The organism is Streptomyces sp. NBC_00335 (assembly GCF_036127095.1).
GTDB lineage: Bacteria > Actinomycetota > Actinomycetes > Streptomycetales > Streptomycetaceae > Streptomyces.
Window position 1 is genome coordinate 214,100 of sequence record NZ_CP108007.1, and the last position, 14,341, is coordinate 228,440.

Sequence of the window (14,341 nt, forward strand, 5' to 3'; positions counted from 1 at the left end):
GCCGTCAGCCCGGCGGCGGCGCCGAAGGCCGGGCACGCCCGGCCGCGGCCGCGTGGTCGGCGACGATCGGCAGGTCCTCGACGGGATCCTGCGGGTCCGCGCCCGTCAGCGCCTCCAGGCAGCCGAGCAGCTCGTCCGCCAGCGCCGCCGCCCCGGCCCGGGTGAACACGCCCGAGGCGAAGTCCAGGCCGAGCAGCGGATCCCCTCCCCACCGCAGCACCCTCAGCGCGGCGTCCGCGGTGGCGCCGCCCAGGTGTCCGTGGTGGAAGCGCGAGGTGAGCGGCCCCGCCTCCAGGGTCTCGGGCAGCAGTTCGTCGCAGGCCGCGAACGCCACCTGCGTCAGCGCGGGCCGGGACCGTTCCCCGTGCACTCCCAGCTCGCGCGCCAGGGCCGCCGTATCGAGGTCCGCGAAGCGAAGCGCCTCGCCGAACTCGCAGGCGACACCGCGCAGGAAGTAGTCGACCCCGCCCTCCAGCTCGCAGCAGACCGGCACCGTCGCCGAGCACGGCGCGACCGTGCCCAGCAGCTCGGCCGTGGGGCGGCGCGGCATCTCGGTGCCCACCAGCAGCCGTTCGTGCCCGGAGCGCCGGCCCGCGGCCAGCGCCCACGCCGCGAGCAGCACCACCGCGTGCGGTACCCCGGCCCGCGCGGCCGTCGCGTCCACCGCCTCGCGCAGTCCCCGTCGGAGGCCGAACAGCACCCGGCCGCCGCGGAAGTCGAACACCGCCGGCCGCCTGCCCGGCTCCGCGAGGTCCACGACGGCGGGGAAGTCGCGCAGCCGCTTGACCCGTTCGGCCGCCAGCGCGCGCAGGGCGCCGGACCGGTCGAGCCCCTCGGCCCGCCGCAGGACCGCGTCGCAGCCGCGGTGGCCGCGCCGGTCGAGCGGCCGGCTCCGTACGGCGCGGCCGTAGTCGGCGAGCAGTTCCCGCCAGACCAGCGAGACGGACCAGCAGTCCACCGCGGCCTCGTGGTACAGGAAGGTCAGCAGGTGCCGGTCCGCCGCCAGCCGGGTCAGGGCGAAGGCCAGCGGGGGCCGTTGCGGATGGCCGGCCAGGTGTTCCACGTCCCCCGCCAGCCGCGCGTGCGCCGCGGCCACCGGCTCCGCACCGTCGGCGGGCGCCTTGGCCATGACGACGAGCGGCAGCGTGTACGAGTCGAGGACACGCCGTACGGGACCCCGCGGCGAGGACCCGAACGCGGTCCGCAGCCCCTCGTGGCGCGAGCTCAGGGCGTCCAGAGCCGTCCGCAGCGCCCCCAGGTCGAGCGGCCCGGTGAGCTCGGCGCTCAGGATCCGGTGCACCGAGGCGGATCCGGTGTACTGCTGGGCGGTGAGGGCCGCCAGTTGCCCGGGCAGCAGTGCGCGCGGCCCGGAGCCCGGCGCACCGGGCTCCGCGCCGCGCGGGACGGGAACGGCCCGCGCGAGCACGTCCGCGAGCGGGACGGGGCCGAGCAGTTGGGGTATGTCCAGCGAGAGTTCGAGCCGGTCGCCGGCCAGGGCCTGGAGCCGCATGGCCTGGCCGAGCCCACCGCCGAGGGTCATGAACGGCGAGCCCGAAGCCCTGGCCGGCAGGGTCCGCCGGTCGTGGCCCAGCAGGTCCGCCGCCAGGTCGAGCAGCTGCTCCAGGGGAGTCGGGGTCTGCATGGGGTGGCCTCTCCGTGGGCGGTCTTGCCCCGCATGCTGCCGACCGCACCTAGAAGGCCACTAGACGACCGCTGTGGACACGGCCGAAAAGCTCCCACCCAAAGACAGAATCCCTATCACTGACAACTAGAATTTCACTGGCAGTGCTACCGTGGTTCGCATGACCCTCCGAGAGCGCCGCGTCCGCGAGCAGGCCCAGCGCCGCCAGTTGATCCTCACCACGGCGCGCGAGATGGCCGAGGCGGAAGGCTGGGACTTCGTCACCACCCGGCGGCTCGCGGAGCGCATCGAGTACAGCCAGCCCGTGCTCTACCAGCACTTCAAGAACAAGGACGCCATCGTCAACGCGGTGGCGCTCGAAGGCTTCGCCGAACTGGCCGCGGCACTGCACGCGGCCCGGCTCTCCTCGGAGGACCCGCACACGGCCCTGGACGCGGTCGCGCGCGCCTACGCCGACTTCGCGGCCCGCGGCCCGGTCCTCTACGAGGCCATGCTCACCCTCGACGTGGGCCTCGAACACTCCGAAGCCGGCACGCCGCAGCCGCTCCTGACGGCCTTCTCCGAGATCAGGCAGGCCGTCCTGCCGGTGGCGGCCGACCGCGACCCCGACCTCGTCGCCGAGGTCCTGTGGAGCGCCTGGCACGGCCTGGCCACCCTCACCTGGGGCCGCCGCCTGCGCCCGGACCTCACCCGCGAGCGCCTGGCCGCCCTGACCGGCATCCTGACCGGCCCGGCGGCCGGCGCGCCGTAGGCGGACGCACCGTAGGCGCCGCACCGCAGGGCGATCGTCAGACCGTGGTCTTCACCGGCTCGGACCGCTCGGTCCGGCGGGCGTCCTCATGCTCCTTCACCCGCTTGCCGAGCTGGATGAAGAGCAGGACGAGCCCCACCGTCAGGATGATGTGGCCCAACCCTCCGACCAGGGAGAACAGTTCGGGCACCTCGTTGCCGAGCACGGTCTGGGTGCCGCGGTAGAGCATGCTGAGGCAGGTGATCGTCAGGCCCGAGTTGTAGAACCAGAAGAAGTACGTGAACTGCTTGGTCCCGGAGAGCCCGAAGACCTTGTCGAGACCGAGCACGATCAGGAAGACCAGCATGCCCAGCGCGAGCAAGTGGGTGTGCAGAACGCCGAGCTGGGTTTCGCCCTCGAAATCGTTGATCTTGGTCAACTCGCGGTAGTACAAGCCGGAGAGCACTCCGACGATCATGTAAACATGCGCCGCGACATACGACTTACGCATCCCCGTGCCCGCTCCCTGCTGATCCAATTGCGCCCCTGACGGTGGCCATTGAAGCACCTCGCGTAGCCTGTTCGGCGGAATCCGAAGGATCACTCAAGCCCGGTTCGAGTGACATTCCACCGCGCATGTGGCGCCATCACTCCGGCATGGCGTATTGGTCCGCCATTTCCGGCCACCCCTCGCGGCACGACTTACGGCGCGCTCAGAAGCGGCTCTCCCCGTGCAGCTGGCGCAGGTACTCGTAGGTGCTGGGCAGCGTCTCCAGCAGGTTCTGCTGCTGGCGCTTGACGGTGTCGAAGAGGGGCTGCGCCCCGGCCACCGACTCGGGCTTGTGGGCGAGGACGGGCATCGGTGCGTCCGGCATCAGGCCCAGACCGGCGAAGACGCAGTAGTAGCTGCCGTTCGTCCACGTGGAACGGTTCCCGGACTCCAGGCCGTAGTACGCCGACTCGTCGGTGACCGGTGCGTCGATGGGCAGGCCCGCCCGGTAGGCGGCGACCTTCTCCTGGATGCCCTCCGGGAGCTCCAGCTCCTTGCCGGCCCGCCAGAAGGGGGTGTCGTTGCGCGGAGCGTAGTGGAAGTGCGCCTGCAGGAAGTCGCGGGTGTCGTCGAACATCACCCGGATCTCCCGGTTGAACCGGTCCACGAGGGCGGACCGGAAGGTGCGGTCCGGGAAGTACCGCACCAGCTGGTGCAGGGCGGTGGTGACGAAGTGGATGCCGGTGGGCTCCAGGGGCTCCAGGAAACAGGAGGAGGGGCCGACGCCGACCACGTTCTTCACCCAGGCCCGCTCGCTGCGGCCGACCCTCAGCCGGGCGTAGTCGATCCGCGTCGTCTCCGGGTCCAGGCCCCACAGCGCGCACAGCTCCCCGGCCGCCTCCTCGCGCGTGGTGAAGCGGCTGGAGTGGACGTACCCGGTGCCGAACCGGCCCGGCATGGGGACCTTCCAGGTCCAGCCGCCCTTCATGGCGATGGCGGAGCTGTACGGCTCCACCCCGTGCGCGGCGTCGTCGTGCGGGACGTCTGCGGTCACCACGCTGTCGCCCAGCAGATGGCCCTCCATGCCGATGAACGGCTCTCCCATGGCCTCGTTGATCAGCTGTCCGCGGAAGCCGGAACAGTCCACGAACAGGTCGCCGTCCAAGGCCGCGCCGTCCTCGGTGCGCAGGGCGGTGACGAAGCCCCCGTCGTTCTTGACCACCTCGGCCAGCTCGCCCCGGACGTGGCGCACGCCGAGCTTGGTCACCGCGAAGTCCCGCAGGAAGCCGGCGAACAGCCCGGTGTCGAAGTGCCAGGCGTACCGGGTGGCGGTCCGCCCGTCGAGCCAGCGCGGGGACTTCTTGGCGTCCATCACGGGCGGCTCGCGGAAGCAGGCGTAGTCGAACGGCTCCGTGGTCGTGCCCTCGTACGTCCGCTTGAACCAGTAGTGCGAGAGCGGGGTCTGGTCGTAGTCCGGCAGCAGCCCGAAGGGGTGGTAGAAGTGGTCGGGACCCTGCGACGGCAGCGGGCGCGCCAGGGCCTCGCCCTCGCCCTCGGTACGCCAGTTCACGAAGCGGACGGCCATCTGGAAGCTGGCGTCGCACTTGCGCATCCACTCCTCCTCGTTGATGCCGAGGAAGTCGAAGAAGGAATGCTGCAGGCTCGGCACGGTCGCCACGCCCAGACTGAGCGGCGCGGCCGAGGAGGACTCCAGCACGGTGATCTCCACGGTGCCCTGGAGCGCCTTGCCGAGGTAGGCGGCCGTCATCCAGCCCGCCGCCCCACCGCCGAGCACGACGACGCTTCGGACGCGGGTATCTGCGGCGGCGCTGCGCGGCATGTGCGGACTCTCTTCCAGGCGGCGGTCCTGACGTTCGGTGCACCAGGTTCGTGCATGTGCCTATGGAAGATCTATAGCCGGGGTGCACGTGTATGCGAAGTGGGGATATAGCCCCGGCGCGGAGGCTGATCCCGCTGAGTGCGATACCCACCCGACACAAAGGACCCCGCGATGAACAACAACAACAGCAACAACAGCAACAACGGGAACAACAGCAACAACGGCAACAACAACGTCGACAACGAGAACAACAACAACGGCAACAACAACGGCAACAACAACGCCTGACCCGGGCTCACACCCCCCACACATCCGTGCGCCCCACCGCCCACCGGCGGTGGGGCTCGCGGTGCGTTCCGGAATCCTTCCTCCCAGGTGGGAGTGACACCTGTGCGTTAATCGAACCAATATCGCTCCGACAGCGCAGCTCCATAGCGTCCTGCTTGTCGCCGACCGCAGCGGCGCCGAAGTGGATTCGACTAGGAGACGACGCATGCGAAGCACCCGCACCGCCCTCGCTACCACTCTTTCCGCCGTGGTCGCCGCACTGGCACTGACGGTCGGATCGGCGGGAGGGGCGGCGGCGAGCGAGCAGCCGCCGGCGCCCGTCGCCACCGGCGTCCAGGGCGAGGTGCCCTGGACCGGACCGATCCCCGGCGTGATCGGCGTGATCGGTGAGGTCGTCGAGGTCGTCGGGGGCCTCGTCCCGGAGGTTCCCTGGACCTGAGCGCCGGGGGCCGCCGCAGACGCTCAGCCCTCCAGTACGCGGACCAGTCCGTCCGGCGGCACGGGGAGCGCCCCGGCCGCCGTGACGACCGTCAGCGCCTCGTCCACCCGTTCCCGCCACACGACCGCGCCGAGCTCCGCGAAGACCGCCCGCGCCGAGGTGAGCCAGCGCACGGCGTCGCCGGAGCCCCGGACCGCCGACGACAGGCCCAGATCGGTCTCGATCCGGGCGCGCAGGAACCGGTCGGACACCTCCTTGGCCACTTCCAGCGCCTGGAGCAGCACGAACTCCGCCGCCTCCCACTGGCCCTGGCGCCAGCGCGCCTCGCCGATGCCGCGCAGGGAGTGCGCCTCACCGAGGCGGTCGCCGTCCTCGCGGGTCAGCTCCAGCACCTTGAAGCAGGTCTCCTCCGCGCCCGCCGGATCGCCGTGCCGCAGCAGCGCCTCGGCCAGCCGGTAGGTGTTCTGGGTCTCCCCCCGTACGCTGCCGGCCTCCCGGCTCTTGGCTATGGCTTCCGTGCACAGCGCGATCCCCTCGGCGGTGTTGCCCCGCTCCAGCTCCAGCTGGGCGAGCAGCCCCAGGACATGGGACTCGCCCGCCGTGTCACCGGTCGACCGGAAGCCCTCCAGCGCCTCCCGCGCGTCCTTGGTGGCGCCCTCCAGGTCGCCGGAGAAGCGGGCGCACAGCGCCAGGTTGCGCAGGGCCACCGCCCGGCCGTGCACCTCTCCGGACGCGTCGAACAGCGCCACCGACCGCACCAGCACCGGCTCGGCCTCCTCGTACTGGCGCTGGTAGATCGCCAGCGTGCCCAGCGAGCGCAGCATCGTCGCCTCGCCGAGCGCGTCGCCGGTGCGGACCGCGGCGGCCAGCGCCTGCTCGGCGCAGGACCGCCAGGCCTCCAGGTAGTTGTGGGCCTCGAAGAGCGTGGTGCTGTTCACCGTCAGCGCCCAGGCGTAGGCGGCCGACCGGTCCGAGTCCGCCGCCTGGTGGACGACGTCGACCAGGGCGGTGCGCTCCGACTCCAGCCACTCCACGGGGTCGGCCATCAGCTCCTCGACCAGCGTGTCCGGGAGCGCGTACGGCGTCAGTTCCCCGTACCCCATCACGTGGTTGCCGCCGTAGGTGCGCCGGCGCGCGATGTCCGCGAGGCCCAGCCAGCCGCCGTACGCCCGGGCCAGCGAGGCCCCGCGGTCCTCCTCGCTCTCCTCCGCCTGGGCGCACTCCAGGGCGAACAGCCGCAGCAGGTCCTGGAAGCGGTAGCGGGTGGCGGGCCCCGAGGGCGGTGCGACCTCCAGCAGTTGCGCGTCGACCAGCTGCTCGATCAGGTCCTCGGCGTCGATCGGTGCGACATCGGCCAGCGCCGCGCCCACCCAGGCCGAGAAGTCCGGCACGGTCAGCAGGCCCAGCCGGCGGTACAGCTGCCGGGCGGGCGCCGGCAGGTCGCGGTAGCTCAGCCGGAAGCCCGCCCGCACCCCGCCCTCGCCCGGGCTCAGCTCGTCCAGCCGCCGGCGCTGGTCCTCCAGCCGCGTGACCAGGTTCCGCACCGACCAGTGCGGCTTCGCCGCCAGCCGAGCTCCGGCGATGCGCAGCGCCAGCGGCAGCCGGTCGCACAGCACCCCGAGCCGTTCCGCGGCGCCCGGGTCGGCGCTGATCCGCTGCTCGCCCGCCACTTCCCCGAGGAGGGCGGTGGCCTCCTGGGGGTCCATCGCGTTCAGGCCGATGCGCAGGACGGCGTAGTCGCCGATCAGATCGTCCATCAGGTCGCGGCCGGTGATGATCACGCAGCAGCGCCCGTTGCCCGGCAGCAGCGGCTGGATCTGCTGGAAGGAGCGGGCGTTGTCCAGCACGATCAGCACGCGCTTGCCGCCCAGCACGCTGCGGTAGAGACCGGCCCGCTCGCCGGGGTCGGCGGGGATCTGGTGCGTCGGCACGCCGAGGTCGCGCAGGAAGCGGTCGAGCGTGGTGGCCGGCGAGACCGGCTCGTACGTCTCGTCGTAGCCGCGGAGGTCGGCGAAGATCTGGCCGTCGGGGAACCGGGCGGCGATCTGGTTGGCCCACTGGACGGCGAGGGCCGTCTTGCCGACGCCCCCTATGCCGCTGATCGCGGCCATCGTCAGGGGCGACTGGCCCAGCCGCTCGTCCAGCATCCGGTCGAGCTCGCTGAGCTCCTTGGCCCGCCCGGTGAACGAGGCCGACGCGACGGGGAGCTGGGCGGCGGCGGCCGTCGCGGGCGCCGGGGCGGGATTGGCGCGCGGCTGGGTGAGCTCGGGCGAGTCGCGCAGCACGAGGTCGTGCAGTCCCTGCAGGACCGAGCCCGGCTCGATGCCGAGCTCGTCGACCAACAGCCTGCGGCCCTCGCGGTAGACGACCAGCGCGTCCGCACGCCGTCCCGAGCGGTAGTGGGCGAGCATCAGGTGCGCCCGCGCCTGCTCGCGCAGCGGGTTCTCCGCCACCAGGGCCGTGAGCTCGGGGATCAGGGGGCGGTGCCGGCCGAGCTGGAGGCGCAGGCCGGCGTACTCCTCGTGGACGTCCAGCCGCAGTTCCTCCAGGCGGGCCGCCTCCTGTTCGATCCGGGCCCCGCTGATGCCGTCCAGGGCGCGGCCCCGCCACAGGGAGAGGGCCTCGGCGAAGCTGTCGCAGGCATCGGAGGTGCGGCCGCCGCGGCTGAACTCCCGGGCCTGGCGGACCCGGTCCTCGAAGAGGACCGAGTCGATGCGGTGGTCCAGCGGGTTGAGGACGTAGCCGGGGTGCGAGGTGGCGATCAGCCCCGAAGCGTCCGCCGCCGCGTTGAAGACCTTGCGCAGGCCGGCGATGCAGATGGCGATCTGGTTGCGGGCGGTGGTCGGAGCGCCGTCCGGCCATACCGCCTCGATCAGGCTGTCGACGGAGACGATGCGGCCCGGTGACAGCAACAGCATGGTCAGCACGGTCCGTTGCCGGGCGCCGCCCGGCCGTAGGGCCTTTCCGCCGATGTGCACGTCGAGAGGACCCAAAAGTCTGAAGACGACCTCTCGCACCGCCGCGGTCCCCCCGGTCTCTTCCCAGCGCCTTCGTGCAATCCCCCCGATGCACCCGCCCATGTGATCAGTTACCGACGAGTAGATCCAGGTGAATCCCTTTTTGGGGTGTGGTTTATCCGTGCGCTTCGGGCAAATGGAACGGTCGTTCGCCAAAAGGTTCCGTATAGCTGCGGCGGGGATCCCCGATAAGCGCCGCCTCCACTCTGATGGCCCGGCCCGGGAAAATCCCGGCGCCCCGTCTGTTGGAGGACTCTGATGCGCCGTCGCCTCGCCGCCGTTGTCGCCACCGCCGTGACCGGCATAGTCGCATTCGCGGGCCCGGCCACCGCCGCGCCGGCCGACAAGCCCCAGGTGCTGAGCAGCTGGACCCAGAACGGCACGGTCAGTTACAACGCCTGGAGCGCCGCCCGCTCCTCGCAGGGCAGCTGGTCCGCGTACGGCTTCGACTGGTCGACCGACTACTGCAGCTCCTCGCCCGACAACCCGCTCGGCTTCCCCTTCCAGACCGCCTGCGCCCGCCACGACTTCGGCTACCGCAACTACAAGGCGGCGGGCTCCTTCAGCACGAACAAGCCGCGCCTGGACGACGCCTTCTACGGCGACCTCAAGCGGGTCTGCTCCGCCTACTCCGGCCTCAAGAAGACCTCGTGCGACTCCACCGCCTGGACCTACTACCAGGCCGTCAAGGCCTTCGGCAACAGCCCGGCCGTCGACGGCAGCGTCTCCGTCTGACCGGGACGCGGCCGGACGGCGCCGCGGGCCGGCGCTGTAGCGGCCGCATAGTTTTCGGCATGCTGCCCGGCCGACCCTCGGTTACGTCACACGAACACGTGCGCAGAGAAGAGGGATCCGACCATGCAGAGCACGGCCGAAGACAGGACGGGCACCTGGGCCCCGTTGGAGATCAGCGCCGACGGGGCCGGCGCCGACCGGCTCGCCGGACAGCTCGCCGAGACCGCCGGGGAGGAGGGCCTGGCCGCCCTGCTCACCAAGGAGAAGGGGATCGTCCTGCGGGGCTTCGGGATCACCCCCGACAGCCTCCCGGACGTCCTCGACCTGCTGCTCCCCAACCGGCTCGCCTACGTACACGGCAACTCCCCCCGCACGAAGGTCGGCGGCAACGTCTACACCTCGACCGAGTACCCGCCCGAGTTCACCATCTCCATGCACAACGAGATGAGCTACGCCCACCAGTGGCCCACCCGGCTCGCGTTCTACTGCGAGAAGGCCGCGGCCACGGGCGGCGCCACCCCCGCCCTGGACGCCGCGCGCTGGCTCGGCGCGCTCGACCCCGAGGTCCGCGAGGCCTTCGCCGGCGGCGTCCGCTACCTGCAGAACCTGCACGACGGCTACGGCCTAGGCAAGAGCTGGCAGGACACCTTCGAGACCAAGGAGCGCGACGACGTCGAGGCCTTCCTGGCCACCTCCGGGGCCGAATGGACCTGGAAGGCGGACGGCGGACTGCGCATCTCCCAGCACCGCCCGGCCACCACCCGCCACCCCGTCACCGGCGCCGAGGTCTGGTTCAACCAGGCCGACCAGTGGCACCCCGCCGGACTCGGCGACGACACCGCCGCACAGCTCGCGGCGATCATGCCGGCCGAGGACCTGCCGCAAGCCGTGACCTTCGCCGACGGCAGCCCCATCCCCACCGCCTTCGTCGAGCAGATCCGCGACCGCGCACTGGACAACGCCGTCGACGTCGACTGGCGCGAGGGCGACCTGATGCTCATCGACAACGTCCTGCTGGCGCACGGCCGCCGGCCGTTCACGGGCACCCGCCGGGTCCTCGTGGCGATGTCCGGCTGATGGGCGCGTCAGGGACCCCGGCAGCACTCCGGTCCCCGGCGGTCACCGCACTGCACCGGAACCTGCTCGACACCGGCGCCGTCCACGTCTGGCAGGGCCGCGCGCCCGGCCTGCTCTCACCCGCCGACCGGGCCGTGCTCTGCGCCCAGGAGCGCGAGCAACTGCGCGGCATGGCGGCCGGGGCGGGCGTCCACTACGCGGGCGTCCACGCCGCCGTACGCCGCATCCTCGCCCGGTACGCCGGCGTGGAGGCCGAGGCGCTGCGCATCGGCCGCCGCGCCTGCCCGCGCTGCGGGGGAGCGCCCCACGGCCGGCCCGGCATCGAATGGCCCGACCGCTCCCTGGAGTTCAACCTCTCGCGGTCCGGGTCCCACTGGCTGCTCGCGATCGCCGCCGGCCGCCAAGTGGGCGTGGACATCGAGGACGGCGCCGCCACCGAGGTCTCCGAGGAGTCCTCGCTGCTGGTCATGTCCCGCTCCGAGCTCGCCCACATCGAGGGGCGGCCGGACGCGGAATCCCGCCGGCAGGCCTTCTTCCGCTGCTGGACCCGCAAGGAGGCCGTGCTCAAGGCCAGCGGCGTCGGCATCGTCGTCGACCTGCCGGGCGTCGAGGTACAGCCGCAGACCCGTCCCGCGGCGCTGGTCCACCACGCCGAACCCACCGGCCCCTCGACCTGGCGCGTCGAGGACCTCCCGCTGGTCCCGCCCCTCTTCGGAGCGGTGGCCCAGGAGGCGGCCGGCGCGGGCCCCGTCGTCCACCACCGCCTCGCGGAGACGGACGCAGGGATTCGCATAGATGGCTGATAGAGGCCCCCCGCACATTGGTTCAGGCATCCCTGCGGTCCAGGGAGAGAGAGGAAACGAGTGAACCAGGCCGTACACCGAGGAATCATCTCCACCATCGGGAGCACCCCGCTCGTGGAGCTGAGCCGCCTCCTCGACGGATTCCCGTCCCGCGTCTTCATGAAGATGGAGCGCCACAACCCCGGCGGAAGCATCGAGGACCGCACGGCGCTCTCCCTGGTCCGGGAGGTGATCCGGCGCGAGGGGCGCGTCCCGGACGGCTCGCTCGCCGTCGAGATCTGCACCCCCGAACTCGCCGTCTCCCTCGCGCAGGTGTGCCGCTACTACGGCATCGACTTCCTCGCCCTGCTGGAGGGCGGAGCACCGGACCCCTTCCCGGCGCTCCTCACCGCCTACGGGGCGCGCCACGAGGCGGTCGCCCCCGGAACCGCCCCCGAGCGGATGGCGGAGATCATCGCCACCGTCTCCCCGGCGTTCCGCCTCAGCACCAGCGCCGCCCCCGTGTGGCCGCAGGAGGACAGCGACACCATGCGGGAGATCGCCGAGGCCCTGGAAGACCGGGTCGACCTGGTCCTGTGCGACCTCGCCTACCCCCGCACCCTCGGCGGCTGCGCCGAGTTCGCCAGGATCCAGGGCCTGGACACCGCCGTCGTCGGGGTCAGCCGCGGGCCCGCCCCGGTGCCCACCGGCCCGCTGGCGATCCCCTTCGGCGTCGACGACGTGGTGTGGGTCGACCAGAAGGAAGCGGCCCTCATGCGGGAACGGCTGCTGAGCACCGAGGGGCTGCTCGCCGACTCCACGGCGGGCGCGGCCGCCGCGGCCCTCGTCCAGCTCGCCCACCGGATTCCGGCCGGATCGAACTGCGTCATCGTCGCTCCGGCCGGCGGGGACCGCTGCCCGGAGAACTTCGAGCATAAGGAAGCGACACCATGCTGATTCTGCGTCATGCCGACGTCCGGCAGATACTGGACGGGCAGGAACGCCTCGTCGCCGACGTCGTGGAAAAGACGTACAAGGCCCATGACGAAGGCCGTACCGCACTGCCGCACTCGATATTCCTGCGCTTTCCGGACGCCCCGCGCGACCGCATCATCGGTCTTCCCGCGTTCGTCGGAGGAGACGAGCCCGCGACCGGGATGAAATGGATATCCTCCTTTCCCGGAAACCTCGAACAGGGTCTGGAACGCGCCAGCGCGGCGATCATCCTCAACGAGGCGGGAACCGGCCGCCCGGCCGCCCTGGTCGAGGGCTCGGTGATCTCCGCCAAGCGGACCGCCGCCAGTGCGGCCGTCGCCGCGCGGCTGCTCACCGCCGAGCCGGACACCCACGGCGCCGCACTCATCGGCTGTGGTGTCATCAACCTGGAAGTGCTGCGCTTCCTGCGCTCGGAGCTGCCGGGGCTGCGCCGGGTCACCGTCCACGACCAGGATCCGGCCCGCGCCGAGCTCTTCGCCCGCCGCGCCGCCGAGCTCACCGGCCTCGGCGTGACGGTCGCGGACACGGCCGGCGAGGCCCTCGCGGCCCACCGCCTGGTCTCCCTCGCCACGACCGCCGCCGCGCCCCACCTCGACCTCGCCCCGCTCGCCACCGGGTCCACCGTCCTGCACGTCTCCCTGCGCGACATCAAGGTCGAGGACATCCTCGCGGCGCAGAACGTCACCGACGACACCGACCACGTCAGCCGCGAGCAGACCTCGATCCACCTCGCCGAACAGGCCACCGGAAACCGGGACTTCGTCGACGCCGAGATCGGCCGGATCCTGCGCGACCCCGCCTCCTTCCGCCGCGACCCCGCCCGCACCCTCGTCTACTCCCCCTTCGGACTCGGCGCCCTCGACATCGCCCTGGCCGCCCGCGTCCACGCCGAAGCCGCCGCCAAGGGGCTGGGCGTGGAGGTGGAGGGCTTCCTGCCCGGGGAGACCCGCCCCTCATGAAGCCTGGACGCCGCGCCCTCGCCCAAGGGCTGCGCGAGACCATCGGCGGCACCCCGCTGGTGGCACTGGACCGGCTCCTGCCCGACTTCCGGTCCCGGATCTACGCGAAGATGGAACGCTTCAACCCCGGCGGCAGCATCAAGGACCGCACCGCCCTGCGCCTGCTCGCGGACAAGGTCGCCACCGGCGAACTCGAACCCGCCCGGTCCGTGGTCGTCGAGTCCAGCTCCGGCAACCTCGGCGTGGGACTGGCCCAGCTGTGCCGCAGCTTCGGCCTGCGCTTCATCTGCGTCGTCGACGCCCGTACCACCGCACGCAACATCGACCTGCTGCGCGCCTACCAGGCCGAGGTGGAGGTCGTCACCGAACCCGACCCGCAGACCGGCGAGTTCCTGCCCGCCCGGCTGCGCCGGGTCCGGGAACTGACCGAGCAGCTGCCGGGCGCCTACTGGCCCAACCAGTACAGCAACCCGCTCAACCCGATCGCGCACCACCGCACGATGGAGGAGATCGACCGTGCCCTCGGCGGCCGCGTCGACTACCTCTTCTCGGCCGTCAGCACCTTCGGAACCCTGCGGGGCTGCGCCGAGTACATCCGCGCGCACGACCTGGACACCACCGTCGTGGGCGTGGACGCCGCCGGCAGCGCCATCTTCGGCAACCCGCCGGGCCCCCGGCTGCTGCCCGGCCACGGCGCGGCCATCCGGCCGCCGCTCGCCGACCTGACCCTGGCCGACGAGGTGGTCCACGTACCCGACCTCGAAGCCGTCGCGGCCTGCCGCCGGCTGGTGCGCCGCGAGGCCGTCCTCGCGGGGGCCTCCTCCGGAGCCGTCGTCGCGGCCCTGGAGCAGCTCGCCGACCGGATCCCGGCGGGCTCCCAGTGCGTGCTCGTCTTCCCCGACGGCGGAGACCGCTACCTCGACACCGTCTACTCCGACGCCTGGGTCACCCAGCACTTCGGAGCCGTCTCCCACCTCTGGGAACCCCCCCTCACCACCTCCGTATGACACCCGACCGACCCCCTCTCCAGGAGACACCCATGTCCGAACAGCAGTCCGCCCCCGCCGCCTTCCGCGTCGTCCACAACGACGAGGAGCAGTTCTCCGTCTGGTGGGCCGACCGTGACCTCCCGGCCGGCTGGCACGCCGAGGGCACCGAAGGCAGCCGCGAGGAGTGCCTCGCGCACATCGACGAGATCTGGACCGACATGCGTCCGGCCAGCCTGCGCCGCCGCATGGCGGAGCAGGCCGCCGGCTGATCCGGCCCGTCGCCGCAGCAGCGCCGCTCCGCCGCACCGCCGCTCCGCCGCACCACGGCGGGCCGTGCGCACGGCTCAGGCACCCGTG

The 14,341-nt window shown here is 72.1% G+C and carries 13 protein-coding genes; 9 read left to right on the plus strand and 4 right to left on the minus strand.

The genetic code is table 11. From position 1 onward, the window contains the following. Positions 1-4: 4 nt before the first annotated feature. Positions 5-1,642 carry a condensation domain-containing protein gene (locus OHA37_RS40415; protein WP_266914516.1) on the minus strand — a complete coding sequence of 546 codons (1,638 nt, stop codon included), beginning with the start codon at positions 1,640-1,642 and terminating at the stop codon, positions 5-7. A gap of 160 nt (positions 1,643-1,802) precedes the next feature. Between OHA37_RS40415 and OHA37_RS40420 the strand changes: the two genes are divergently transcribed. Beyond that, positions 1,803-2,393 carry a TetR/AcrR family transcriptional regulator gene (locus OHA37_RS40420; RefSeq protein WP_266914517.1) on the plus strand — a complete coding sequence of 197 codons (591 nt, stop codon included), beginning with the start codon at positions 1,803-1,805 and terminating at the stop codon, positions 2,391-2,393. Positions 2,394-2,430: 37 nt separating this feature from the next. Here the strand turns inward: OHA37_RS40420 and OHA37_RS40425 are convergent, their stop codons facing one another. Continuing rightward, positions 2,431-2,883, minus strand: a complete 453-nt coding sequence (locus OHA37_RS40425; protein WP_266914519.1) for a DUF2871 domain-containing protein — start codon at positions 2,881-2,883, stop codon at positions 2,431-2,433. A 202-nt stretch (positions 2,884-3,085) separates the two neighbouring features. Beyond that, positions 3,086-4,702, minus strand: coding sequence for a tryptophan halogenase family protein (locus tag OHA37_RS40430; RefSeq protein WP_266914521.1), 1,617 nt, complete (start codon positions 4,700-4,702; stop codon positions 3,086-3,088). Positions 4,703-5,195: 493 nt separating this feature from the next. Here OHA37_RS40430 and OHA37_RS40435 point away from each other — a divergent pair, with 493 nt between their 5' ends. Further along, complete coding sequence (locus OHA37_RS40435; protein ID WP_266914523.1) at positions 5,196-5,429, plus strand: hypothetical protein; 234 nt, start codon at positions 5,196-5,198, stop codon at positions 5,427-5,429. Between the two features lie 23 nt (positions 5,430-5,452). On the opposite strand, the gene OHA37_RS40440 is transcribed toward OHA37_RS40435, so the two are convergent. After that, the gene (locus OHA37_RS40440; RefSeq protein WP_443046364.1) at positions 5,453-8,446 is read right to left on the minus strand and encodes an AfsR/SARP family transcriptional regulator; all 2,994 of its coding nucleotides are present in this window, start codon (positions 8,444-8,446) and stop codon (positions 5,453-5,455) included. A gap of 258 nt (positions 8,447-8,704) precedes the next feature. Between OHA37_RS40440 and OHA37_RS40445 the strand changes: the two genes are divergently transcribed. The 7 genes from OHA37_RS40445 (at position 8,705) to OHA37_RS40475 (ending at position 14,253) form a co-directional block, all read left to right on the plus strand. Further along, positions 8,705-9,181, plus strand: coding sequence for a phospholipase (locus tag OHA37_RS40445; protein WP_266914527.1), 477 nt, complete (start codon positions 8,705-8,707; stop codon positions 9,179-9,181). A gap of 123 nt (positions 9,182-9,304) precedes the next feature. After that, complete coding sequence (locus tag OHA37_RS40450) at positions 9,305-10,258, plus strand: TauD/TfdA family dioxygenase (protein ID WP_266914529.1); 954 nt, start codon at positions 9,305-9,307, stop codon at positions 10,256-10,258. Further along, complete coding sequence (locus OHA37_RS40455; RefSeq protein WP_266914531.1) at positions 10,258-11,061, plus strand: 4'-phosphopantetheinyl transferase family protein; 804 nt, start codon at positions 10,258-10,260, stop codon at positions 11,059-11,061. Before OHA37_RS40450 ends, OHA37_RS40455 begins: the two co-directional genes overlap by 1 nt. 60 nt (positions 11,062-11,121) lie before the next feature. Next, positions 11,122-11,997, plus strand: a complete 876-nt coding sequence (locus OHA37_RS40460; protein WP_266914533.1) for a pyridoxal-phosphate dependent enzyme — start codon at positions 11,122-11,124, stop codon at positions 11,995-11,997. Then, positions 11,991-12,995 carry a 2,3-diaminopropionate biosynthesis protein SbnB gene (sbnB, locus tag OHA37_RS40465; RefSeq protein ID WP_266914535.1) on the plus strand — a complete coding sequence of 335 codons (1,005 nt, stop codon included), beginning with the start codon at positions 11,991-11,993 and terminating at the stop codon, positions 12,993-12,995. Before OHA37_RS40460 ends, sbnB begins: the two co-directional genes overlap by 7 nt. Next, on the plus strand, positions 12,992-14,002 hold the full coding sequence (gene sbnA, locus OHA37_RS40470; RefSeq protein ID WP_266914537.1) for a 2,3-diaminopropionate biosynthesis protein SbnA: 1,011 nt from the start codon (positions 12,992-12,994) through the stop codon (positions 14,000-14,002). Before sbnB ends, sbnA begins: the two co-directional genes overlap by 4 nt. A gap of 32 nt (positions 14,003-14,034) precedes the next feature. Next, on the plus strand, positions 14,035-14,253 hold the full coding sequence (locus tag OHA37_RS40475) for an MbtH family protein (protein ID WP_266914539.1): 219 nt from the start codon (positions 14,035-14,037) through the stop codon (positions 14,251-14,253). The last annotated feature ends 88 nt before the right edge of the window (positions 14,254-14,341 follow it).

Excerpts from the sequence above, each read along its gene's own strand:
- OHA37_RS40415 (WP_266914516.1), bottom strand. The coding sequence starts at position 1,642 with ATGCAGACCCCGACTCCCCTGGAGCAGCTGCTCGACCTGGCGGCGGAC.
- OHA37_RS40420 (WP_266914517.1), top strand. The coding sequence starts at position 1,803 with ATGACCCTCCGAGAGCGCCGCGTCCGCGAGCAGGCCCAGCGCCGCCAG.
- OHA37_RS40425 (WP_266914519.1), bottom strand. The coding sequence starts at position 2,883 with ATGCGTAAGTCGTATGTCGCGGCGCATGTTTACATGATCGTCGGAGTG.
- OHA37_RS40430 (WP_266914521.1), bottom strand. The coding sequence starts at position 4,702 with ATGCCGCGCAGCGCCGCCGCAGATACCCGCGTCCGAAGCGTCGTCGTG.
- OHA37_RS40435 (WP_266914523.1), top strand. The coding sequence starts at position 5,196 with ATGCGAAGCACCCGCACCGCCCTCGCTACCACTCTTTCCGCCGTGGTC.
- OHA37_RS40445 (WP_266914527.1), top strand. The coding sequence starts at position 8,705 with ATGCGCCGTCGCCTCGCCGCCGTTGTCGCCACCGCCGTGACCGGCATA.
- OHA37_RS40450 (WP_266914529.1), top strand. The coding sequence starts at position 9,305 with ATGCAGAGCACGGCCGAAGACAGGACGGGCACCTGGGCCCCGTTGGAG.
- OHA37_RS40455 (WP_266914531.1), top strand. The coding sequence starts at position 10,258 with ATGGGCGCGTCAGGGACCCCGGCAGCACTCCGGTCCCCGGCGGTCACC.
- sbnB (WP_266914535.1), top strand. The coding sequence starts at position 11,991 with ATGCTGATTCTGCGTCATGCCGACGTCCGGCAGATACTGGACGGGCAG.
- sbnA (WP_266914537.1), top strand. The coding sequence starts at position 12,992 with ATGAAGCCTGGACGCCGCGCCCTCGCCCAAGGGCTGCGCGAGACCATC.
- OHA37_RS40475 (WP_266914539.1), top strand. The coding sequence starts at position 14,035 with ATGTCCGAACAGCAGTCCGCCCCCGCCGCCTTCCGCGTCGTCCACAAC.